Below are 21,734 nucleotides of genomic sequence, written 5' to 3' on the forward strand. Positions count from 1 at the left end.
CCGACCCTATCCGGGGGACCGCGGTGGCGCCGGGTGGGTGGATCAGCCGAACAGGGCGGGGATCTTGATCAGGAGCTGGTACAGCCCGTAGCCGAGTGGAATGAGCACCCACAGCCAGGCGACGACGGCGCCCACCCACTGCAGGGGGCCCCACTCGGGTCCGGTGTCCCCGGTGACGTTCTCCGCCGTACTCATGCGCGTACTCCTGCCGTGGACGCCGACTCACCGGAGACCGGCTCGTGGAACTTCTCGTTCACCGGGCGGATCAGCTCGTTGCAGACGAACCCGATGGCCAGCAGAACAATCATGATCATGAACGCGGGTGTGTACCGGCCGGGCCCCTGCACCCCGGCCTCGATCCGCGCGTCCGCGATGGCGTTGACGATGAGCGGGCCCAGCACGCCTGCCGTGGACCACGCCGTGAGCAGACGCCCGTGGATCGCGCCCACCTGGTAGGTGCCGAACAGGTCGCGCAGGTACGCAGGCACCGTGGCGAAGCCCGCCCCGTAGAAGGACAGGATGAAGATCGCGCAGATCAGGAACACGACCCGGTTGGCGTTGGTCGTGAGCGTGACCGTGAGGTACAGCAGCGCGCCGACACCGAGGTAGATCCGGTACATGTTCTTGCGGCCCAGGTAGTCCGACAGCGAGGACCACAGGATGCGGCCGAGCGAGTTGGCCAGCGACAGGATGGACACGAACCCGACGGCCGCGGCCGCGATCGTCGTGGCGGGCGAGCTGCCGCTGAAGAAGTCGACGAAGATCGGGCTGGCGCGCTCGAGGATGCCGATCCCTGCGGTGACGTTGAAGCACAGCACCACCCACAGCAGCCAGAACTGCGGCGTCTTGATCGCGTTGCGCGCCGAGACGTTCCCGCGGCTGATGAGCGCGCCCTGCCGGGCCTGGGACGCGTCCCAGCCCGCGGGCTTCCAGTTCTCCGGGGGCACCCGGATCAGCAGCCATCCGACGGACATGAACACCGCGTAGATCAGGCCCATCACCAGGAACGTCATCGCGATGCCGTGGACGTCCGGGTCACTGCCGGAACCGCCGAACGCCGCGAGCAGCTGGCTGGTGAGCGGCGAGGCGATGAGAGCACCACCGCCGAAGCCCATGATCGCGATGCCCGTGGCAAGCCCCGGCCGGTCCGGGAACCACTTGATCAGGGTGGACACCGGCGAGATGTAACCGATGCCGAGCCCGATCCCACCCACGAAGCCGTAGCCGACCACGACCAGCCAGTACTGCGAGAAGTACAGACCCAGTGCGGAGATCAGGAACCCGGCGACGAAGCACGCCGACGACACGACCATCGCCCAGCGCGGCCCGTTGGCGTCGACCTTCGTGCCGAAGAGCGCGGCCGAGAGGCCGAGCATGATGATCCCGAGCGTGAACGGAAGCGCACTCTGGACACCCGAGATGCCGAGCCCGGCCTCCAGCGGCGGCTTGAAGACGCTCCACGCGTAGGCCTGGCCGATGGCGAGGTGGATCGACAGCGCAGCGGGCGGGATGAGCCACCGACTCCACCCCGGGGGAGCGACGATCCGCTCCCGTTCGAGAAACCCAGCAGCCATTACGGTCCCCTTGCCTAGAGCACGTGTGCGCCCAGAACTTAGGAGGATCTTGTTGCAGATGCAACTCGCACAGGGGTAAAAAGGTGCGCTTGACCTGGACATTTGAGGCAAGTCCGAAGATCCGGTCAAGACTCGTTCAAGATCTGCTACAGCCGGCATCCGGGCCTACACGGGCCGTGGAACGCCGAACGCCGGCCCCGCGATGCGGGACCGGCGTTCGGGCCGTGCGATGAGCTCAGGCGGAACGTTCCCGGCGCTCGCGACGCGGGGGAACCCGCGGCACGATCGTGGGGTTCACGTTCTCGCGCACCGTCTGCTCGGTGACGACCACCTTGGCCACGTCGTCGCGGCTCGGGATGTCGTACATGACCGGCAGCAGTACCTCTTCCATGATCGCCCGCAGGCCGCGGGCACCGGTGCCGCGCAGGATGGCCTGGTCGGCCACCGCCTCCAGCGCGTCGGCGGTGAACTCCAACTCCACGCCGTCCATCTCGAACAGCTTGTGGTACTGCTTCACCAGTGCGTTGCGCGGCTCGGTGAGGATCTTGACGAGGGCTTCCTTGTCGAGCGAGGTGACCGAGGCGACCACGGGCAGCCGGCCGATGAACTCGGGGATCAGGCCGAACTTGATGAGGTCCTCCGGCATGGTGTCACCGAAGCTCTCGGCCGACTCCAGGTCGTTCTTCGAGCGGATCTCCGCACCGAAGCCCAGACCGCGACGCCCCACCCGGTCGCCGATGATCTTCTCGAGGCCCGCGAAGGCCCCGGCCACGATGAACAGCACGTTCGTCGTGTCGATCTGGATGAACTCCTGGTGGGGATGCTTGCGTCCACCCTGCGGCGGAACGCTCGCCGTGGTGCCCTCGAGGATCTTCAGCAGCGCCTGCTGCACACCCTCACCGGAGACGTCGCGCGTGATCGACGGGTTCTCCGACTTGCGGGCGATCTTGTCGACCTCGTCGATGTAGATGATCCCGGTCTCGGCCCGCTTGACGTCGTAGTCAGCCGCCTGGATGAGCTTGAGCAGGATGTTCTCGACATCCTCGCCCACGTAACCCGCCTCGGTGAGCGCCGTGGCGTCGGCGATCGCGAACGGGACGTTGAGCAGCTTCGCCAGCGTCTGCGCGAGATAGGTCTTGCCGCAGCCGGTGGGGCCGAGCATGAGGATGTTGGACTTCGCGAGCTCGACGCCATCGCCGTCGGCCCCGCGTGCCTTGTCGCCCGCCTGGATGCGCTTGTAGTGGTTGTAGACAGCCACGGAGAGCGTGCGCTTCGTCTGGCTCTGCCCGACGACGTACTGGTCGAGGAAGTCGTGGATCTCGGCGGGCTTGGGGAGCTCGTCGAGCTTCACCTCACCGGCCTCCGCCAGCTCTTCCTCGATGATCTCGTTGCAGAGATCGATGCACTCGTCGCAGATGTAGACGCCAGGACCGGCGATCAGTTTCTTGACCTGTTTCTGGCTCTTCCCGCAGAACGAGCACTTGAGCAGGTCACCGCCGTCGCCGATGCGTGCCATGAGTGCAGACCCCAAATCCCATCTAGCGCTACCCCGTCCGGCGGGCCCGGTAGGAGCGTTCTCGTGACGGTACCCGTCGAACGCGTCCCCCGGGGAGCTTCAGCGCACCCTGAATCGTGGACGTGTCGGCGGACGGTCGGCGTCGAGGGTCGACGAACGGACCCCGACGCGCAACCGCGCCTTCTCTCTTGAGTCAGACAGCCGAAAGCTTGCGGCTCTGGATGATCTCGTCGACGATGCCGTAGTCCTTGGCCTCTTCGGCCGTGAGGATCTTGTCGCGCTCGATGTCCTCGCGGACCTGCTCGGGGGTGCGACCGCTGTGCTTGGCGAGCGTGGTCTCGAGCAGCCGCCGCATCCGCGAGATCTCCGCGGCCTGGATCTCGAGGTCGGACACCTGGCCGTAGATGCTCTCCACGGCGGGCTGGTGGATCAGGATCCGCGCGTTCTGCACGGCGAGCCTGCGGCCCGGGGTGCCGGCGGCGAGCAGCACGGCCGCAGCCGACGCGGCCTGCCCGAGGCAGACCGTCTGGATGTCGGGCCGGATGAACTGCATCGTGTCGTAGATCGCCATCAGCGACGTGAACGAGCCGCCGGGCGAATTGATGTACATGCTGATCTCGCGGTCCGGGTCGGCCGACTCCAGGCACAGCAGCTGCGCCATGACGTCGTTGGCCGACGCGTCGTCGATCTGCACGCCGAGGAAGATGATGCGCTCCTCGAACAGCTTGTTGTACGGGTTGGACTCCTTCACCCCGTAGCTGGTGCGCTCGACGAACGACGGCAGGACGTAACGGGACTGTGCGCCCTCGGGCGCGCGGCCCCCGGGCATCTCGAACCTGGTCACCGGGCACTCCCGTTCTCACTGACCGCGTCCGGCAGCTGGCCGGCGCGGGAGATCACGTGGTCGACGAATCCGTACTCCAGCGCCTCCTGCGCGGAGAACCACCGGTCGCGGTCGAAGTCGGCGGTGATCTTCTCGACCGGCTGGCCGGTGTGCCCGGCGATCAGCTCGGCCATCTCGCGCTTGTGACGCTTGAACAGCTCGGCCTGGATGGAGATGTCGGACTCGGTGCCGCCCACACCCGCCGAGGGCTGGTGCATGAGGATCTGGCAGTGCGGGAGCGCATAACGCTTGCCACGGGCGCCCGCGGAGAGCAGGAACTGCCCCATCGAGGCGGCCAGCCCCATCGCGTAGGTGGCCACGTCGCACTCGATGAATTCCATCGTGTCGAAGATGGCCATACCGGCGGTCACCGAACCGCCCGGCGAGTTGATGTACAGCGCGATGTCGGCCGTCGGGTCCTCGGCCGAGAGGAGCAGCATCTGCGCCGCGATCCGGTTGGCGATGTCGTCGTCGACCTGCTGGCCGAGCACGATGATCCGCTGCTGCAACAGCCGCTCGTAGACCGAGTCGGACAACGTCATCGACGCGGGCGCACCCCGTCGCATGTCCGCTCCGTAGGTACGGTCCGCGCTACGCGGGCCGGTGTCCTGTGGGCTCACTTCACCCTGCCTTCTGCTGGTCAGCTCGCGTGTTTGGTCGGGTTCGACCCTACGCGGACGGGCGGTCCGCCCGCCGCGTACGGCCGGGTTGTTCGCTGTAGGCGTGGCGGAGCCGGACTCAGGAGCCGGCGGGGGTCTTGTCCCCCGTGGCCTCCGAGCCGGCCGCGGCACCGTCGGCCGGGGTCTCGCTGGTCGTGTTCTCGTCGGCCGCGTTCTCCTCGGACGGGTTCTCGTCCGACGGGGTCTCGTCGGCCGCGTCCACCACCTGCGGCGTCTCGTCGTCGTCACCGAGCAGCTCGGAGAGGTCGACGGGCCGGCCCGAGGCGTCGGTGACGGTGGCCGCCCGCACCGCCTGGATCAGCGCCTTGCTGCGCCGCACGTCGGCGTAGATCGCGCCGAGCTGGCCCGCCTCCTGGATGCGCTGCACGAACTCCTCGGGCGGCATCTGGTACTGCTGCGCCTGGAAGACGATGCGCTCGGTGAGCTCCTGGTCGTTGACCGAGACCTCCTCGGCGTCGGCCAGCGCGTCGAGCACGAGGCGGGTGCGGACCGACTTCTCCGACTCCTCCTTGGCCTCGGTGTCGAACTCCTCGCGCGTGCGGCCCTGCGACTCGAGGAACTGCGCGAAGCGCTCCTCGTCGTGGTCGAAGCCGTGGACGGCGTCGTGCACGCGGGACTCGACCTCGGCGGCCACGACGCTCTCCGGCAGCGGCACGTCGGTGGCCTCCACCAGCGCGTCGAGCACCTTGTCGCGGGCCTGCGTGACCTGCTCCATCCGGCGCACCCGGCCCAGGCGCTCACGCAGGTCGGCGGTGAGCTCCTCCAGCGTGTCGAACTCGCTGGCGAGCTGGGCGAACTCGTCGTCGGCCTCGGGGAGCTGACGCTCCTTCACCGCGGTGACCGTGACGGTGACCTCGGCGTCCTGGTCGGCGAACTCGCCGGCCACCAGGCGCGAGGTGAACGTGGCGGACTCGCCTGCCGACAGGCCCTCGATCGCCTCGTCGATGCCGTCGATCAGGCCGCCCTGGCCCACCTGGTAGGAGAACCCGGTGGTGGTGGCCTCCTCGACGGGCTTACCGTCGACGCTGGCCGACAGGTCGATGAGGACGAAGTCGTCCTTGCCTGCGGCCCGCTCCACGCCCGTGAGCGTGCCGAAGCGGGCCCGCAGGTTCTCCAGCTGCTCGTCGACGTCGGCGTCGGTGACCTCGACGTCGTCGACGGACACGGCGACCGAGTCGAGCTCGGGCAGCGTGATCTCCGGCCGGACGTCGACCTCCGCGGTGAACGCGAGCTTGTCGCCGTCGGCGATCTCGGTGACCTCGATGTCCGGGCGCCCGATCGGGGTGACCTCACCCGCGGCGCTGACGGCCTCGGTGTACTTGGCCGGCACGGCGCCGTTGACGACCTCCTCGAGCACCACGCCGCGGCCCAGCCGCGCCTCGATGATTCGGGCGGGCACCTTGCCCGGGCGGAACCCGGGCACCCGGACCTGCTGCGCGATCTTCTTGTAGGCGCGGTCGAAGTCCGGCTTCAGCTCGTCGAACGGCACCTCGACGTTGATCCGGACTCGCGTCGGGCTCAGCCGCTCGACGGTGCTCTTCACGGTGGGGTACTCCTCGGTGCTGGGCAGTGTCGGGACACACGACGCGGACGGTGCGGGCCGCAGGCGAGGTGGGTCCTCAGGCGTACCCGGTCGCAGCGCCGGAGGGCGCGCGGCCGGTCGTTCCCGCGAGTCTAGGCGAGGCGGCGCGGCGCACCGCGTCCGGCCACCGCAGGCGCTCCCTAGAGCGACGTTGCGGGGCCGGCCACCACGTCGGAGAAGGTGACGTCCACGGCGACCGGCCCGAGCAGCCCTCGGACCACGGCGCCGAGCTCGGCGGCCAGCTGCGGCAGCGGCGTGCCGTACCGCGCGACGACGGCCAGCGCGACCGGTTCGCCGTCGACCCCGATCCGGACCCCGAGGACACGGCCGCCCGCCAGGTAGGAGGCGACAGTGCCGAACGGGCCGCCGTCGAGGCTCTCGACGGCGGGATGGGCGAGCACGGCCGCCGCGAGCTGGGCCGGGTCGCCGGACAGGGACATCGCAGCAGGCTACGGCTAGCGTGTCCGTGGTGGCGGGAACCCGGGGTGGGGCGGGACCGCGGACCGCGGAGCTGGACGAGCCCACGCTGGTGGTGCGCGCCCAGGAGGGCGACGTCCGGTCCTTCGAGATCCTCGCCCGCCGGCACCAGGCGGCGCTCTACCGGCTCGCGGTGCGGGTGCTGGGCGACCCGGGCGAGGCGGAGGACGCCCTCCAGGAGGCGTTGCTCGACGCATGGCGGCGGATCGGGAGGTTCCGGGGCGACTCGGCCTTCTCCACGTGGATGTACCGCGTGGTCACCAACCGCTGCATGAGCGTGCTGCGCACCAGGCGACCGCTGCCCGTCGACCGGCTCGACGAGTCGGCTGCCGCGTCCGACTCCCCCGAGCGCAGCGTCGAGGTGGACGCCGGGATGGCCGCGCTCGGTGAGGCGCTGCGGGGCCTGCGCGACGAGCTCCGGGTCTGCTGGGTGCTGCGCGAGCTCGAAGGGCTGGGGTACACCGACATCGCCCACATCACCGGGGCGAGCGAGGATGCGGTGCGCGGCCGGATCCACCGCGCGCGGGTGCAGCTGGCGGAGGTGATGCGACCGTGGCGGTGAACGGGGGCTCCTCGGCGGACGGCCCGGACGACTCCGTCCCCCGGCTGGGCTGCGGCCGCGATGCGGCGCTGGCCTGGGACCGGGCGGCGGCCGGGACCGCACCTGACGAGCACGAGCGCGACTGCCCGCACTGCGGCGCGGCGTTCGCCGACGCGCGTGGCCTCGACGCGGTGGTGCACCGCATGGCGTCGGAGGAGCTGGAGCCGCCGCCCTCGACGATGGACCGTGTCATGGCGGCCGTGCTCACCGAGCTCCGCCCGCACGACCTGCTGACGCTGCCGTCGCCGCACGGACCGGTGCGGCTGAGCCGCCCGGCCGCCGCGGCCGTGCTGCGCCACGTCGTCGACCGGATGGACGGCCTGCGGGCCCGCAGCTGCCGTATCGAGCAGCTCGGCGAGGCGGGAGCGCAGGCGCACGCGGCCGACGTGACCATCAGCGTCACCGCGCGGTTCGGCATCGACCTGATGTCGGTCACGGCCAGGGTGCGCCAGATGATGATCGCGGCGGGCGAGCAGGCGCTCGGGGTGCCGGTGCGGCGGGTGGACATCGACGTGGTCGATCTCTTCGGGGAGGAACGGCCGTGACCGAGCAGGACCCTCCGGTGCACCTGCACGTCGGTGACGCGGTGGTGGCCCGGGTGGCGGCCCACCGGGCCCGGCTGGTGCCCGGCGTCGTCGCGCTGCGGCCCGACCTGCCCCAGGCCCTGCTCGGGATCGCGGGGACGGTGTTCGGGCACGACCGCTCCCGGCTCCCGGTGGACGGGGTGAGCGTCACGGTGGACGGGCCGTCCGTCGAGGTGGCGGTCAGTGTCGTCACGCGGCTGGGACACAACTGCCGCGACCTCGCCGTGGCGGTGCAGCGGGACGTGGCGGCCGAGGTGCGCGCCTACACGGGGCTGGACGTCACGGTGCGGGTGACGGTGGCCGACGTCCTGCTCGACTGATTTCCCGCCCGTCGGCGTCAGCGCCGCCGGGCGTGCAGCACGCAGTCCTCGCACAGGCCGCCGCCCGGCACGCGGTAGTACAGGCAGCAGCTGCGGCGCCGGAACGACCAGTACCGGTCGGGACCCACCGGCGGGAGCAGCTCGCCGGTGCCGGCCAGCCGACCGGCCGCGAGCAGCCGCCGCGCCACCTCGGCGGCCCGCTCGGCGGCCTGCGGGCGCTGCATCCCGACCAGCCGTTTCGCCCCCGCCACCGACGAGGCCACGCTCCCCCACAGCACCCGCTCGGAGATCCGCACCTGCGCGCGCACCGCCGCGACGAGCGGCTCCAGGTGCTGCGCGAACAGAGCGGCCAGCGCGACCGCCGCCTCGTCCGGCCCGGGCACGGGCACGGTCTCGGGCGCGGAGCACCACAGCGGCCACGGGCCGCCCGCCGACGGCCGCCAGTGCAGGGCCTGCGGCGTCAGCTCCGGCAGCTCCCCGTGCAGCACCGCCGCGCCGAACGGCGCCGAGACCAGGAGGGCGGCCAGCCCCTGGAACGCGATCGACGCGGCCACTGCGGCGTCCACCTGATCGGACGCGTCCGTCGGGGTGAGTGCGCGGCGCACATAGGCGATGCGCTCGTGCAGGGGGCCGGGGTCGGTGTAAAGATCCACGAAGGGGCGCCACGAGGGGTCGACGCCCTCGGCCGGCTCGGTGGCCACCGTGAAGAACGGGCCGAGTGCGGCGACGTCGGCCAGCACGGCACGCGCGGTCGTCATCGCAGTGTGCCGGGACGGCCACGGGTCGTTAACGAGCCAGACACAATACCTGCTGGATGCCCGAAACCAAGCTTCCTGCGCTGGTCACAGTGGTCACTTCAGCTCTTACTGGCGAATCGCCGCATTGCCATGCGACATTAGCGGAAGCGATCCCGCACCCGCTGCCGTGTGCGCTCGCGCGCGTGCGCAAGAGCCGGCCGACGCCTCACGACGGCGCTCGGCCGTCGTGTCGGCTCCCGGGCGACAACCGGGTGAGGACGCTGCGCCGCGGAGCCGTCCATGCCAGAACAGGCAGTGGGTCGGACTGGTCCGTTACGTTGGTTTTTCCTACCACCACGTCGTCCCGATGCATGTGTCGGGCTGCGCACCGAGACGACAGGAGAGGCACTCATGGCTGTGAACCCAGCGGGTACCTCGGCGGGGCTCTACGCCCCCGAGTTCGAGCACGACGCTTGCGGCGTTGCCATGGTCGCCGACCTCGCCGGTCGCCGCGACCACAACATCGTCCGCAAAGCGCTCACGGCACTGCTGCGGATGGAACATCGTGGTGCGCGCGGCGCCGAGGTCAACACCGGCGACGGCGCAGGCATCCTCATCCAGGTCCCTGACGAGTTCCTCCGCGCGGTCGTCGACTTCGAGCTGCCCCCCGAAGGCACCTACGCCGTGGGCACCGCGTTCCTGCCCGTCGACGCCGGGAAGGCCGAGGCCGCCGTCGCGGAGATCGACCGGCTGGCCGCCGAGGAGGGCCTGCGGGTCCTCGGCTGGCGCGAGCTGCCCGTCGACCCCGACGCCGCCGACATCGGGCCGAGCGCCCGCGCCGCCATGCCGAGCTTCCGCCAGCTGTTCGTGGCCGGCGTCGAAGAGGGCGACGCCGCCCCCACCGGCATCGTGCTGGAGCGCCGCACCTACTGCCTGCGCAAACGCGCCGAGCACGCCACGGGCACCTACTTCCCCAGCCTGTCGCCGCGCACCATCGTCTACAAGGGGATGCTGGCCGAGCCGCAGGTCGAGGCGTTCTACCCCGACCTTTCCGACGTGCGCGTCACGAGCGCCGTGGCCGTCGTCCACTCCCGGTTCTCCACCAACACCTTCCCGGCCTGGCCGCTCGCGCACCCGTACCGGTACGTGGCGCACAACGGCGAGATCAACACGCTGCGCGGCAACCGCAACTGGATGGCCGCCCGCGAGGCGCTGCTGGAGTCCGACCTGATCCCGGGCGACCTCTCCCGGCTCTCCCCGATCGTCACCCCGGACGCCAGCGACTCGGCCACGTTCGACGAGGTGCTGGAACTGCTGCACCTGGGTGGTCGCAGCCTGCCGCACGCGGTGCTGATGATGATCCCCGAGGCGTGGGAGAACCACGACGAGATGGACCCGGCCCGCCGGGCCTTCTACGAGTTCCACTCCACGCTGATGGAGCCGTGGGACGGTCCCGCCCTCGTCGTGTTCACCGACGGCACCCAGATCGGCGCCGTCCTCGACCGCAACGGCCTGCGGCCCGCCCGCTACTGGATCACCGAGGACGGCACCGTCGTGCTGGCGTCGGAGGTCGGTGTGCTCGACGTCGAGCCGTCGGCCGTGGTGCGCAAGGGCCGCCTGGAGCCGGGCCGGATGTTCCTCGTCGACACCGAGGCCGGCCGGATCGTCGACGACGCCGAGATCAAGGGCGCGCTGGCGGCCGAGCACCCCTACGCCGACTGGCTGCACGCCGGGCTGATCCGGCTCGAGGACCTCGCCCCGCGGGAGCGCGAGATGCCCAGCCACACCGCGCTGACGCTGCGCCAGCAGTCCTTCGGCTACACCGAGGAGGAGCTCAACATCCTCCTCAAGCCGATGGCGAGCTCGGGTGCCGAGCCGATCGGCTCGATGGGCAACGACGCGCCGCTCGCCCCGTTCTCGCAGCGGCCGCGGCAGCTGTTCGACTACTTCACGCAGCTGTTCGCGCAGGTCACCAACCCGCCGCTGGACGCGATCCGCGAAGAGCTCGTGACGTCGCTGCGGTCGTTGCTCGGCCCGGAGCAGAACCTGCTCGACGCCGGGCCCGCCAACTGCCGCACGGTGGTGCTGCCGTTCCCGGTACTGGGCAACGACGACCTGGCCAAGATCATCCACATCAACGACGACGGCGACTTCCCGGGGTTCGCCTCGCACACGGTGCGCGGGCTGTTCCCCGCCGCCGACGGCGGCAAGGGGCTGCGCGACCGGCTCGACGAGATCCGGGCCGAGGTGTCCGAGGCCATCGCCGACGGGGCCCGGCTCATCATCCTGTCCAGCCGCGGCGTCGACGCCGACTGGGCGCCGATCCCGTCGCTGCTGCTCACGGGCGCGGTGCACCACCATCTCGTGCGCGAACGCACCCGCACCCGGGTGGGCCTGATCGTCGAGTCCGGCGACGCCCGCGAGGTCCACCACATCGCGCTGCTCATCGGCTACGGCGCCGCGGCGGTCAACCCGTACCTGGCGATGGCCACGGTCGAGGACCTCGCCGACCGCGGCGACATCCCCGGCGTCGACGCGCGCACCGCCGCGAAGAACCTGGTCAAGGCGCTGGGCAAGGGCGTGCGCAAGACGATGTCCAAGATGGGCGTCTCCACGGTGGCGTCCTACACCGGCGCGCAGATCTTCGAGGCCGTCGGGCTGGGCAGGGACGTGATCGACGCCTGCTTCCGCGGCACCACCTCCCGGCTCGGTGGCGTCGGCTTCGACGTGCTGGCGGAGGAGGTCCTCGAGCAGCACCGCCGGGCCTTCCCCGCCGACGGCGTGCGCCGCACGCACAAGGCGCTCGAGACCGGCGGCGAGTACCAGTGGCGCCGCGACGGCGAGCTGCACCTGTTCAACCCGCAGACGGTGTTCAAGCTGCAGCACTCCACGCGCTCGGGCCGCTACGAGATCTTCAAGGAGTACACCCGCCAGGTCGACGAGCAGGCCGGCAGGCTCATGACGCTGCGCGGCCTCTTCCGGTTCAAGGAGGGCGTACGCCCGCCCGTACCGATCGACGAGGTCGAGCCGGTCGAGGAGATCGTCAAGCGGTTCGGCACCGGCGCCATCTCCTACGGGTCCATCTCGCAGGAGATGCACGAGACGCTCGCGATCGCGATGAACCGGCTCGGCGGCCGTTCGAACACTGGTGAGGGCGGCGAGAACCCCGAGCGCTACACGCCCGACCCCAACGGCGACAGCAGGCGCAGCGCCGTGAAGCAGGTGGCGTCCGGCCGCTTCGGGGTCACGAGCGAGTACCTGGTCAACGCCGACGACATCCAGATCAAGATCGCGCAGGGCGCCAAGCCCGGCGAGGGTGGGCAGCTGCCCGGCGGCAAGGTCTACCCGTGGATCGCCGAGACGCGGTACTCCACACCCGGCGTCGGGCTGATCTCCCCGCCGCCGCACCACGACATCTACTCGATCGAGGACATCAAGCAGCTCATCCACGACCTGAAGAACGCCAACCCGCGGGCCCGCATCCACGTGAAGCTGGTCAGCCAGGTCGGTGTCGGCACGGTCGCGGCCGGCGTGGCGAAGGCCTACTCCGACGTCGTGCTCATCTCCGGGCACGACGGCGGCACCGGGGCCTCGCCGCTCTCCTCGATCAAGCACGCCGGTGGCCCGTGGGAGCTCGGCCTCGCCGAGACCCAGCAGACGCTGCTGGCCAACGGGCTGCGCGACCGCATCGTGGTGCAGACCGACGGGCAGCTCAAGACCGGCCGCGACGTCGTCATCGCCGCGCTGCTCGGCGCGGAGGAGTTCGGCTTCGCCACCGCGCCGCTGGTGGTCTCGGGGTGCATCATGATGCGCGTCTGTCACCTCGACACCTGTCCGGTGGGCGTCGCCACCCAGAACCCCGAGCTGCGCAAGCGCTTCGACGGGCGTCCGGAGTACGTCGTCAACTTCATGCGCTTCATCGCGCAGGAGGTGCGCGAGCACCTGGCACAGCTGGGCTTCCGGTCCGTCGCCGAGGCCGTCGGGCACGCGGAGGTGCTCGACACCGACGACGCCGTGCGGCACTGGAAGACCGAGGGGCTCGACCTCTCGCCGGTGTTCCACACCCCTGAACTGCCCGCCGGTGCCGCGCGGCACCGCACCAAGGGGCAGGACCACGGCCTGGACAAGGCACTCGACAACACGCTGATCCAGCTGTGCGAGGGCGCACTGTCGCTCGGCGACAAGGTCCACCTCGACCTGCCCGTACGCAACGTCAACCGCACCGTCGGCACGATGCTCGGCTACGAGGTCACCCGGAAGTGGGGCGGCGAAGGGCTGCCCGACGGCACCATCGACGTCACGCTCACCGGCTCGGCCGGGCAGAGCTTCGGCGCCTTCGTGCCGCGGGGCATCACCCTGCGCCTGGTCGGCGACTCCAACGACTACTTCGGCAAGGGGCTCTCGGGCGGGCGGCTCACGCTGCGCCCCGACCCCGAGGCGCCGTTCCCGGCCGAGGACAACATCATCGCCGGCAACGTCATCGGCTACGGGGCCACGTCGGGCGAGATGTTCATCCGCGGCGTCGTCGGCGAGCGGTTCTGCGTGCGCAACTCCGGCGCGCTGGCCGTCGTCGAGGGCGTGGGCGACCACGGCTGCGAGTACATGACCGGCGGTCGTGTCGTCGTGCTGGGCGGGATCGGGCGCAACTTCGCGGCCGGCATGTCCGGTGGCGTCGCCTACGTGCTCGACCTGCCGGAACACCGGATCAACCCGGAGATGGTCGATCTCGACCCGCTCGACGACAGCGACCGCGAGTTCCTGCGCGACGCCGTCGAGCGCCACCACACCGAGACCGGCTCGGCGGTGGCCCGGGCGCTGCTCACCGACTGGGAGGACGCGGTGGCGCGCTTCGGGAAGGTGATGCCCAGGGACTACAAGCGGGTGCTGCAGGCCCGCGAGGCGGCCGAGCGTGACGGTCGCGATGTCAACGCCGCGATCATGGAGGCCGCACATGGCTGACCCGAAGGGTTTCCTCAAGGTTCCCCGGGAGACCCCCACCCGTCGCCCCGTCGACCTACGCCTGAGGGACTGGCGGGAGGTCTACGAGGAGTTCCCGGACGACCAGCTGGAACTGCAGGCCAGCCGCTGTATGGACTGCGGCATCCCGTTCTGCCACCAGGGGTGTCCGCTGGGCAACCTCATCCCGGAGTGGAACAACCTCGTCTACCGCAGCGACTGGCGTGAGGCCATCGAGCGGCTGCACGCCACGAACAACTTCCCGGAGTTCACCGGCACGCTGTGCCCGGCGCCGTGCGAGTCGGCCTGCGTGCTGGCGATCAACAGTGACGCGGTCACGATCAAGCAGATCGAGCTGCAGATCATCGACCACGCGTGGCGCGAGGGATGGGTGCCTCCGCAGGTGCCCGAGGTGCGCACGGGCAGGCGGGTCGCGGTCGTCGGTTCCGGGCCGGCCGGGCTGGCCGCCGCGCAGCAGCTCACCCGCGTCGGGCACGACGTGGTGGTCTTCGAGCGGTCCGACCGCATCGGCGGCCTGCTCCGCTACGGCATCCCCGAGTTCAAGATGGAGAAGCACCGGCTCGACCGGCGGCTCGACCAGATGCGCGCCGAGGGCACCGAGTTCCGCACGTCGGTCGACGTCGGCGTGGACGTCACCGTCGAGCAGCTGCGGTCCGACTTCGACGCCGTGGTGCTCGCGGGCGGGGCCACGGCGTGGCGCGACATCCCGGTGCCGGGCCGCGAGGTCGATGGCGTCTACCAGGCGATGGAGTTCCTGCCGTGGGCCAACCACGTGCAGCAGGGCGACATCGACGCTCCCCCGGTCACGGCCGAGGGCAAGCACGTGGTGATCATCGGCGGCGGCGACACCGGCGCCGACTGCCTCGGCACCTCCCATCGTCAGGGCGCCGCGTCGGTCACGCAGCTGGAGATCATGCCGACGCCGCCGGAGCGCCGCACCGACCACATGCCGTGGCCCACCTACCCGATGGTCTACCGCGTGTCGTCCGCCCACGAGGAGGGCGGCGACCGGCTGTACTCGGTGAACACCACCGAGTTCGTCGCCGACGAGGATGGGAAGCTCGCGGGGCTGCGCCTGGTCGAGGTCACCCGCGACGAGAACGGACGGTTCGTTCCCGTGGAGGGCACCGAGCGGGAGCTCCCGGCCCAGCTCGTGCTGCTCGCCATGGGCTTCGTCGGCCCGGAGAAGGGCAAGCTGCTCTCCGACCTCGGCGTGGAGCTCGACGAGCGCGGCAACGTCGCACGTGACGCGGAGTTCATGACCAACGTCGAGGGTGTCTTCTCGGCGGGCGACATGGGCCGCGGCCAGTCGCTCATCGTGTGGGCGATCGCCGAGGGCCGGGCCGCCGCGGCCGGGGTGGACGCGTTCCTGACCGGCCGCGCCGTCCTCCCCCGCCCCATCGCCCCCACCGACCGCCCCCTCACGTAACCCGGGGCGCGCACTTCGGAGCCGTACTGCTGTCGCGGAGCCCGTTCCGGCAGCAGTACGGCTCCGTAACGCGAAGTGCGCGGGCGTCAGTGGCGTCGGAAGAACTCCGACGCGGTCGGGCGGAACAGGAGTGTCAGCGCCACCAGCACCGCCGCGATGTGCGCCACGCGCAGTCCGGTCACCAGCAGCGTCGGGCCGTCCGCCGTGGCCAGGAACGCCGTTGGTGAGCCGCCGGCCAGCAGCCACGTCGCCGGTTCGACCACGAGCGAGAGCGTGCCGATCCCACCGAGCAGCACCGCCACCGCCCACCGGACGGCGCCGCGGCCGGTGTGCAGGGCCAGCACCAGCACGGCGAGTGCGGTGTAGATCGCGAACCGGGCCCACAGCTGCGCCGGGGTGGGCGGCTCCGGCAGCAGCAGCCGGACCAGGACCTCGGCCGCTCCGGCGGTGATGGCCGTGAGCCACAGCAGCACCGAGAGCCGGACCGTTGCGGGGACGGGGGTGGGGGTTCCGGTGCGGGTGGGTGCAGCGGTCACGGGTGCCTCCTCGGTGGACGTGCCACCGAGTGTTCGCCGCCAGCCGGGTCGGGTCGGGCCGGTGCACCCCCTGATCGGGGCGGGGGCCCTCCCCCGTGGCGGCGCTCAGGCCCCCGCGTCCAGCCCTTCGCGCAACCGCTGCGCGCCCGCGCCGCCGTAGCGGTCGAGCACGCGCTGCCGCATGGTCGGGTCGGCGCGCGGCACCGGTTCGAGGAAGACCTCCTGGAGGTCGGGGAAGCGGTCGTGCAGCTCGATGTCGATGTCGACACACGCCCGCTCCAGCGCGGCCGCGTCGAGCGAGTCGGCGAAGTCGAGCCGTGCGCAGAGCAGCACCTGGTCGGTCCCCACGGTCATCGTGAGCAGGTCGACGACCGCGTCGACCTCGGGCCGGGCGGCGAGTGCGTCGCGCAGCGCGTAGACGGTGCGCCGGTCGGCCTGGCGCCCGATCAGCAGGCCGGCGTTGGTCCGGCCCAGGATGAACGCCACCCCGCTGAGCAGCAGGCCGATGAGCACCGACGCCAGCCCGTCCCAGAAACCCGAGCCGGTGAGCTGGTGCAGTCCCACGCCGCCGAAGGCGAGCAGGAGACCGATGAGCGCCGCGCTGTCCTCGAAGAACACGCTCTTCACGGTCGGGTCGTCGGTGTTGCGCAGCCACGCGCGGAAGCCGACGTCCTCGGCGGCGGCCTCGTTTCGCACCTGGCGCACCGCCTGCAGCCAGGACGCCCCTTCGAGCAGGAACGACACGCCGAGCACCGCGTAGGCCACCCACGCCAGGGTCTGCTCGGCATCGCTGCCGAGCATCGCGCGGATCCCTTCGATGAACGCGAACACGGCTCCGGAGACGAAGATGCTCACCGCCGCGATCAGCGCCCAGAAGAAGCGGGCCTTGCCGTAGCCGAAGGGGTGGCGCTGGTCGGGGCGGCGGGCCGACTGGCGCAGCGCGGTGAGCAACAGCAGTTCGGTGGCGGTGTCCGCGACGCTGTGCGCGGCCTCCGCGAGCATCGCCGCCGAGCCGGTGAGCAACCCCGCCACCAGCTTCAGCACCGCGATCAGCGCGTTCGCCCCGGTCGCGACCAGGACGGTGAACGTGCTCTCGCCTCCGCTGCCTTGCGGCTTCTCCCCGGGCGCCTCCCGTGGCTTCTCCTCGTGCACGGGCCGAGGCTAGGCGGCCGCATGGCCCGGTGCTCAGCCACGGTGCGCTTCGCCACAGCGCCCCTGCTTGCGGCCGGCGCCGGACCACCGCAGGCCGGTCCCGCGGCTACCGTCGTGGGCGCGTGCGTACCTTCCCGAGCGAAAGGAGCGTCCCGTGACCGACCCGCAGACCCTCCCGGACGATCTGCCGCGGCCCGTCGACGACGGGGCCGCCGACCACCTGGCCGGCACCACCATGCCGGCGGTCGTGCTGCCCACCACCGCAGGCGACACGCTCGACCTCGCCGCGTTCGGTGCCGGCCGCACCGTCCTCTACATCTATCCGCTCACCGGCAGGCCGGGCGCCGACCTGCCCACCGGGTGGGACGAGATCCCGGGTGCCCGGGGCTGCACTCCGGAGACGTGCGGGTTCCGCGACCACTACGAGGATCTCCGGGCGGCAGGCGCGCGAGCCGTCTACGGCCTGTCCAGCCAGGACACCGCCTACCAGCGCGAGGTCGTCGAACGCCTCCGGCTGCCGTTCGCGATGGTCTCCGACGAGACTCTCCGGCTCGCCGCAGCGCTGGACCTGCCGACGTTCGAGGCCGACGGGATGACGCTCTACCGGCGCATCACCCTGGTGGTGCGCGACGGAACGATCGAGCACGTCTTCTACCCGGTGTTCCCACCCGGCGAGCACGCCGAGCAGGTGCTCGGCTGGCTCCGCGAGAACGGCACCGGCTGAGAACCGGGGTCACCTCCCCGCGAGCCGCTCCACCACCGGCGCGAGCTGCTCGAAGAACGCGCCGTTGACGCTGATGTAGGAGACGCCGAGGGCGTCGCGGCGCCGCTGCAGCTCGTCGGCCATCTCCGTGGTGCTGCCGCGGAGCATCACGAGCGAGTCGTGCTCGATCAGCGTGGCGGCGTCCGCGCCGACGAAGCTCTGGGTCCACGGCGGCACCTCGGTGCCCACGACGAACAGGTTCATCGCGAGCTCGATGGCGTCCGCCCGGTCGCCCGCCGCGTTCCGGAGCGTGCGCACCATGCCCGCCACCTCGTCCCGGGAGGCGAGCGGCGCAGCGGCGAGCGTGACGATGTCGGCCTTGTCCGCGGCGACCGCGAGCGCATTGGGGCCGCCCGCGGCCACCAGCACGGGGGTGCGGCGCTCGGTGCCGTCGAGCTCACGCAGGTGGTCGATGCTGTCGGCCACCTGCTGGAGCCGCTCCGCAGCGGTGCCGAACGGGACGCCGAGGCTCTCGGTGAACTCCCGGACGGCCGGGCGACCCGTGCCGATGCCGAACTCGAACCGGCCACCGGTGAGGACCGAGAGGCTGTGGCCCTCCCAGGCGGCCGATCGGGGCGGACGCAGCGGGCTCGCCAGCACGAAAGTGCCGACGCGGAGGTCCTTGGTGGCGCTCGCCGCCACGGCGAGCGAGGGGAACGGTGCCAGCAGCTGCAGGCCGTCGGGCATCAGGAGGGACGAGTAGCCGAGCTCCTCGGCGCGCCGCGCGGACGCGATCCACTCGTCGGGACCGCCGGTGGGCGTCGCCACGACCCCGAACCGGAACGCTCTGTCGCTCATCTTTCCCTCCAGACAGAAGGTCGTTACATCTGTGAATGATTGACGTCAGAGAACGATTTGTCAACTGGTACGGTCGGCCGGTGACCGCGTCCCCCCGGCGTCTCGAGGACCCTCCCGGGGCCGCCTTCCTGCTCGCCGCGCTCGGGGCGCACGCCGCCGCCCGCTTCGCCGAGCGGATCGCCACCCTGGACCTGACGCCCCCGCAGACCGGCCTGCTGCGGGCGATCGCCGCCACCCCCGGCCAGAGCCAGCAGGCCTTGGCCCAGCTGCTCGGCACCCCGGCGAGCCGGCTGGTGGGCCTGGTGGACTCCCTCGCCGACCGGGGGCTGGTGGAGCGCCGGCGCAACCCGGCCGACCGGCGGCTGCACGCCTTGCACCTCACCGCCGACGGTGAGGCGCTCGCGGAGCGGATCGAGGCCGTCGGCCGCGAGCACGACGACGCGATCCTCGGCAGCCTGGAGGACGAGGAGCGGGCCCGGCTGCGCGCCCTCCTCGCCCGGATCGCCGAGGACCAGGGCCTCACCCCGGGCGTGCACCCGGGCTACCGGCGGCTCTGAGCCGGGCCCGTCCGCCGCCGCCGGAGGTGTGCGCCACCGACACATCCGGCGCTGCATCCGTGGTGTCTCCGCACCGCGCGTAAGCGCCCCGGCAGACGTACCGTCGTCCGGCATGACCCCTTCGACACCGGTGCTGGCCGACCGCACCGCGCTGGTCACCGGTGCGGCGTCGGGCATCGGCGCCGCGATCGTGCGACGGCTCGTCAACGACGGCGCGACGGTGCTCGCGGTCGACCGTGACGAGGCAGGCCTCAAGGTGCTCGCCGAGGCCGTGCCCCAGGTCGAGCCCGTGCCCTGCGACCTCGCCGACCTCGCCGCGGTCGACGCGCTACCTGCCGCCGTGGACGTCCTGGTCAACAACGCCGGGCTGCAGCACGTCGCCCCGCTGCACGAGTTCGATCCCGAGCGCTTCTCCCTGATCCTGCGGGTGATGCTGGAGGCGCCGTTCCGACTGGCCCGCCTCACGCTGCCGCACATGTACGACCGCGGCTGGGGCCGGGTCATCAATATCTCCAGCGTCCACGGCCTGCGTGCGAGCCCCTTCAAGTCGGCCTACATCAGCGCGAAGCACGGCCTGGAAGGGCTGTCCAAGGTGATCGCGCTCGAAGGGGCGGCGCACGGCGTCACCAGCAACTGCATCAACCCCGCCTACGTCCGCACACCGCTTGTCGAGCGGCAGATCGCGGACCAGGCTCGCACGCACGGCATCGACGAGGACGCCGTCGTCGAGCAGGTGATGCTCGGCCCGGTGGCCGTGAAACGGCTCGTCGAGCCCGACGAGGTGGCCGAGCTCGCCGCCGTGCTCTACGGCTCGGCGTCGTCGTCCATCTCCGGATCGTCGCTGTCCATGGACGGCGGCTGGACCGCTCACTAGGAACACCGGGAGACAACGTGGTCGACAGGGAACAGCCCCGCAGCAACATCATCAAGGTGGTCGCGGCCAGCATGGCCGGCACCACCGTCGAGTGGTACGACTTCTTCCTCTACGGCGTGGCCGCCGCCGTGGTCTTCCCTGCGGTCTTCTTCCCCTCGAGCGACCAGGCCGCCGGCACGCTGCTCGCGCTGGGCACGTTCGCCATCGGGTTCATCGCCCGACCGATCGGCGGCATGGTGTTCGGTCACTTCGGTGACAAGATCGGCCGCAAGACGCTCCTGGTGGTCAGCCTGGTGATGATGGGGGTCGCCACCTTCGCGATCGGGCTCCTACCGGGGTACGCGACGATCGGTATCGCGGCCCCCCTGCTCCTGGTGGTGCTGCGTCTCGTGCAGGGCTTCGCGCTCGGCGGCGAGTGGGGCGGGGCGGTGCTCATCGTCTCCGAGCACGGCGACCCTGCGCGGCGCGGCTACTGGGCGAGCTGGCCCCAGGCCGGCGTCCCGTTCGGTCAGCTCCTCGCCAACGGCCTGCTGTTCCTGCTGTCCGCCGTGCAGAACGACGCCGACTTCATCTCGTGGGGCTGGCGGATCCCGTTCCTGCTGTCCGCGGTGCTGGTGCTGATCGGGCTCTACGTGCGGCTGTCCGTGGAGGAGTCGCCGCTGTTCAAGGAGGCGCAGGCCCGGGCGGCGAAGCTCGCCGCCGCAGGCGAGAAGGAGGCCCTGCCGATCGTCGAGGTGTTCCGCCGCTACCCGCGCGAGGTGTTCACCGCGATGGGCGCCCGCTTCGCGGAGAACGTCTCCTACTACATCTTCACCATCGTCATCACGACGTACGTGACGCAGCGGCTGGGCCTGTCCAGCTCGTTCGTCCTCGGGGCCGTGCTGATCGGTGCCGCCGTGCACCTGGTCACGATCCCGATCTGGGGCGCGCTGTCCGACCGGATCGGGCGCAAGCCCGTCTACCTGCTCGGGGCCGCGGGCGTCGGGGTCTGGGCGTTCGTGTTCATAGCGCTCGTCGACACGGGGAACTTCGCGCTCACCGCGCTGGCCGTCGTCGGCGGGCTCGTGTTCCACGGCGCGATGTACGGCCCGCAGGCCGCGTTCCTGTCCGAGCTGTTCGGGACGAAGGTGCGCTACTCCGGGGTGTCGATCGGCTACCAGCTCGCGTCGGTCGTCGCGGGCGGCCTGGCCCCGATCATCGCGGTGGCCCTGTACACCACGTTCGACAGCGGCTACGCGGTGTCGGTGTACGTCGCCCTCAGCGCCGCCGTGTCGATCTTCGCGGTCGGCACGTACGCCGAGACGCGCACCCGCGACCTCGCCGCGGATCCCGCTGTCTTCGGCAGCGCGTCCCGCTGAGCTGCGGCGAGACCCGTCGGACCGGCACCGGGCTCCTCCGCGGCCCGGTGCCGGTCCGGCGGCGCACGACGCATGTCCGTGAGGCGACGGCGATCATCACGACGTTCCAGGCCGACTACCCCGAGCTGCCGACCGAGGACCGTCCCGCCGCCATGACGTCCGTTCTCCACGCCCTCGTGCTGCTGGCCGGCACAGACCCGAACCGCTGACCACGGGCGTTGTCGGCAGCACCCCGCCGCGGGCTCGATCCGTGCCAGGCTGCGGAGACGCGAGACGGGAGGCAGTGTGTACGAGCACGCGCCGCGAGGGACCGGTCATGACGCCCACGGTGATCAC

General features: G+C 71.3%; 21 protein-coding genes. 10 read left to right on the plus strand and 11 right to left on the minus strand.

The features are described 5' to 3' along the window. Positions 1-42: 42 nt before the first annotated feature. From ACQPZA_RS28540 to ACQPZA_RS28570, 7 genes are all read right to left on the minus strand, one after another. On the minus strand, positions 43-195 hold the full coding sequence (locus tag ACQPZA_RS28540; protein WP_433275243.1) for an MFS transporter small subunit: 153 nt from the start codon (positions 193-195) through the stop codon (positions 43-45). Continuing rightward, complete coding sequence (locus ACQPZA_RS28545) at positions 192-1,574, minus strand: L-lactate MFS transporter (RefSeq protein ID WP_433275244.1); 1,383 nt, start codon at positions 1,572-1,574, stop codon at positions 192-194. Before ACQPZA_RS28545 ends, ACQPZA_RS28540 begins: the two co-directional genes overlap by 4 nt. A 235-nt stretch (positions 1,575-1,809) precedes the next feature. After that, on the minus strand, positions 1,810-3,090 hold the full coding sequence (gene clpX, locus ACQPZA_RS28550) for an ATP-dependent Clp protease ATP-binding subunit ClpX (protein WP_169397158.1): 1,281 nt from the start codon (positions 3,088-3,090) through the stop codon (positions 1,810-1,812). Positions 3,091-3,283: 193 nt separating this feature from the next. Continuing rightward, entirely contained in the window at positions 3,284-3,934 is a 651-nt protein-coding gene (locus tag ACQPZA_RS28555) for an ATP-dependent Clp protease proteolytic subunit (RefSeq protein WP_407692217.1), read from the minus strand. Continuing rightward, positions 3,931-4,539 (minus strand): ATP-dependent Clp protease proteolytic subunit, encoded by a 609-nt coding sequence (locus tag ACQPZA_RS28560; protein WP_169397157.1) that lies wholly within the window; start codon positions 4,537-4,539, stop codon positions 3,931-3,933. Before ACQPZA_RS28560 ends, ACQPZA_RS28555 begins: the two co-directional genes overlap by 4 nt. Positions 4,540-4,711: 172 nt before the next feature. Beyond that, positions 4,712-6,196 carry a trigger factor gene (tig, locus tag ACQPZA_RS28565; RefSeq protein ID WP_433275245.1) on the minus strand — a complete coding sequence of 495 codons (1,485 nt, stop codon included), beginning with the start codon at positions 6,194-6,196 and terminating at the stop codon, positions 4,712-4,714. A 179-nt stretch (positions 6,197-6,375) separates the two neighbouring features. Continuing rightward, complete coding sequence (locus ACQPZA_RS28570; protein ID WP_433275246.1) at positions 6,376-6,675, minus strand: hypothetical protein; 300 nt, start codon at positions 6,673-6,675, stop codon at positions 6,376-6,378. Between the two features lie 29 nt (positions 6,676-6,704). Between ACQPZA_RS28570 and ACQPZA_RS28575 the strand changes: the two genes are divergently transcribed. Genes ACQPZA_RS28575 through ACQPZA_RS28585 form a run of 3 tightly spaced genes read left to right on the plus strand, consistent with a single transcriptional unit; the run spans position 6,705 to position 8,217 of the window. Next, a complete protein-coding gene (locus ACQPZA_RS28575) occupies positions 6,705-7,274 on the plus strand; it encodes an RNA polymerase sigma factor (protein ID WP_433275247.1) in 570 nt (189 codons plus the stop codon). Then, positions 7,265-7,858: an Asp23/Gls24 family envelope stress response protein gene (locus tag ACQPZA_RS28580; protein ID WP_433275248.1), complete on the plus strand. Its 594-nt coding sequence runs from the start codon at positions 7,265-7,267 to the stop codon at positions 7,856-7,858. The genes ACQPZA_RS28575 and ACQPZA_RS28580 overlap by 10 nt, the downstream gene beginning before the upstream one ends. Then, a complete protein-coding gene (locus ACQPZA_RS28585) occupies positions 7,855-8,217 on the plus strand; it encodes an Asp23/Gls24 family envelope stress response protein (protein WP_312859592.1) in 363 nt (120 codons plus the stop codon). The genes ACQPZA_RS28580 and ACQPZA_RS28585 overlap by 4 nt, the downstream gene beginning before the upstream one ends. Before the next feature lie 17 nt (positions 8,218-8,234). On the opposite strand, the gene ACQPZA_RS28590 is transcribed toward ACQPZA_RS28585, so the two are convergent. Further along, a complete protein-coding gene (locus ACQPZA_RS28590; RefSeq protein ID WP_433275249.1) occupies positions 8,235-8,975 on the minus strand; it encodes a (2Fe-2S)-binding protein in 741 nt (246 codons plus the stop codon). A 390-nt stretch (positions 8,976-9,365) separates the two neighbouring features. Between ACQPZA_RS28590 and gltB the strand changes: the two genes are divergently transcribed. Continuing rightward, complete coding sequence (gene gltB / locus ACQPZA_RS28595; protein ID WP_433275250.1) at positions 9,366-13,913, plus strand: glutamate synthase large subunit; 4,548 nt, start codon at positions 9,366-9,368, stop codon at positions 13,911-13,913. Next, positions 13,906-15,360 carry a glutamate synthase subunit beta gene (locus ACQPZA_RS28600; RefSeq protein WP_433275251.1) on the plus strand — a complete coding sequence of 485 codons (1,455 nt, stop codon included), beginning with the start codon at positions 13,906-13,908 and terminating at the stop codon, positions 15,358-15,360. The genes gltB and ACQPZA_RS28600 overlap by 8 nt, the downstream gene beginning before the upstream one ends. Positions 15,361-15,446: 86 nt before the next feature. On the opposite strand, the gene ACQPZA_RS28605 is transcribed toward ACQPZA_RS28600, so the two are convergent. Together ACQPZA_RS28605 and ACQPZA_RS28610 are read right to left on the minus strand one after the other, a co-directional pair. Next, the gene (locus ACQPZA_RS28605) at positions 15,447-15,896 is read right to left on the minus strand and encodes a hypothetical protein (RefSeq protein WP_344015850.1); all 450 of its coding nucleotides are present in this window, start codon (positions 15,894-15,896) and stop codon (positions 15,447-15,449) included. Positions 15,897-16,001: 105 nt separating this feature from the next. Next, on the minus strand, positions 16,002-17,048 hold the full coding sequence (locus ACQPZA_RS28610; protein WP_169400313.1) for a cation diffusion facilitator family transporter: 1,047 nt from the start codon (positions 17,046-17,048) through the stop codon (positions 16,002-16,004). 154 nt (positions 17,049-17,202) lie between these two features. Here ACQPZA_RS28610 and ACQPZA_RS28615 point away from each other — a divergent pair, with 154 nt between their 5' ends. Continuing rightward, positions 17,203-17,772, plus strand: a complete 570-nt coding sequence (locus ACQPZA_RS28615; RefSeq protein ID WP_211175323.1) for a peroxiredoxin — start codon at positions 17,203-17,205, stop codon at positions 17,770-17,772. A gap of 9 nt (positions 17,773-17,781) precedes the next feature. On the opposite strand, the gene ACQPZA_RS28620 is transcribed toward ACQPZA_RS28615, so the two are convergent. Continuing rightward, positions 17,782-18,609: an LLM class flavin-dependent oxidoreductase gene (locus ACQPZA_RS28620; RefSeq protein ID WP_433275252.1), complete on the minus strand. Its 828-nt coding sequence runs from the start codon at positions 18,607-18,609 to the stop codon at positions 17,782-17,784. 80 nt (positions 18,610-18,689) lie between these two features. Between ACQPZA_RS28620 and ACQPZA_RS28625 the strand changes: the two genes are divergently transcribed. From ACQPZA_RS28625 to ACQPZA_RS28640, 4 genes are all read left to right on the plus strand, one after another. After that, positions 18,690-19,166: a MarR family winged helix-turn-helix transcriptional regulator gene (locus ACQPZA_RS28625; protein WP_433275253.1), complete on the plus strand. Its 477-nt coding sequence runs from the start codon at positions 18,690-18,692 to the stop codon at positions 19,164-19,166. Between the two features lie 112 nt (positions 19,167-19,278). Beyond that, complete coding sequence (locus ACQPZA_RS28630; RefSeq protein ID WP_433275254.1) at positions 19,279-20,040, plus strand: 3-hydroxybutyrate dehydrogenase; 762 nt, start codon at positions 19,279-19,281, stop codon at positions 20,038-20,040. A gap of 71 nt (positions 20,041-20,111) precedes the next feature. After that, positions 20,112-21,398, plus strand: coding sequence for an MFS transporter (locus ACQPZA_RS28635; protein ID WP_433283034.1), 1,287 nt, complete (start codon positions 20,112-20,114; stop codon positions 21,396-21,398). 47 nt (positions 21,399-21,445) lie between these two features. Beyond that, positions 21,446-21,607, plus strand: coding sequence for a hypothetical protein (locus ACQPZA_RS28640; protein WP_433275255.1), 162 nt, complete (start codon positions 21,446-21,448; stop codon positions 21,605-21,607). Positions 21,608-21,734 lie beyond the last annotated feature (127 nt).

The sequence above is a fragment of the Pseudonocardia xinjiangensis genome (assembly GCF_050948425.1).
Lineage (GTDB): Bacteria > Actinomycetota > Actinomycetes > Mycobacteriales > Pseudonocardiaceae > Pseudonocardia > Pseudonocardia xinjiangensis.

Coding starts and splice junctions, on each gene's coding strand:
- ACQPZA_RS28540 (WP_433275243.1), bottom strand. CDS start 195: ATGAGTACGGCGGAGAACGTCACCGGGGACACCGGACCCGAGTGGGGC.
- ACQPZA_RS28545 (WP_433275244.1), bottom strand. CDS start 1,574: ATGGCTGCTGGGTTTCTCGAACGGGAGCGGATCGTCGCTCCCCCGGGG.
- clpX (WP_169397158.1), bottom strand. CDS start 3,090: ATGGCACGCATCGGCGACGGCGGTGACCTGCTCAAGTGCTCGTTCTGC.
- ACQPZA_RS28560 (WP_169397157.1), bottom strand. CDS start 4,539: ATGCGACGGGGTGCGCCCGCGTCGATGACGTTGTCCGACTCGGTCTAC.
- ACQPZA_RS28570 (WP_433275246.1), bottom strand. CDS start 6,675: ATGTCCCTGTCCGGCGACCCGGCCCAGCTCGCGGCGGCCGTGCTCGCC.
- ACQPZA_RS28590 (WP_433275249.1), bottom strand. CDS start 8,975: ATGACGACCGCGCGTGCCGTGCTGGCCGACGTCGCCGCACTCGGCCCG.
- gltB (WP_433275250.1), top strand. CDS start 9,366: ATGGCTGTGAACCCAGCGGGTACCTCGGCGGGGCTCTACGCCCCCGAG.
- ACQPZA_RS28600 (WP_433275251.1), top strand. CDS start 13,906: ATGGCTGACCCGAAGGGTTTCCTCAAGGTTCCCCGGGAGACCCCCACC.
- ACQPZA_RS28620 (WP_433275252.1), bottom strand. CDS start 18,609: ATGAGCGACAGAGCGTTCCGGTTCGGGGTCGTGGCGACGCCCACCGGC.
- ACQPZA_RS28630 (WP_433275254.1), top strand. CDS start 19,279: ATGACCCCTTCGACACCGGTGCTGGCCGACCGCACCGCGCTGGTCACC.
- ACQPZA_RS28635 (WP_433283034.1), top strand. CDS start 20,112: ATGGCCGGCACCACCGTCGAGTGGTACGACTTCTTCCTCTACGGCGTG.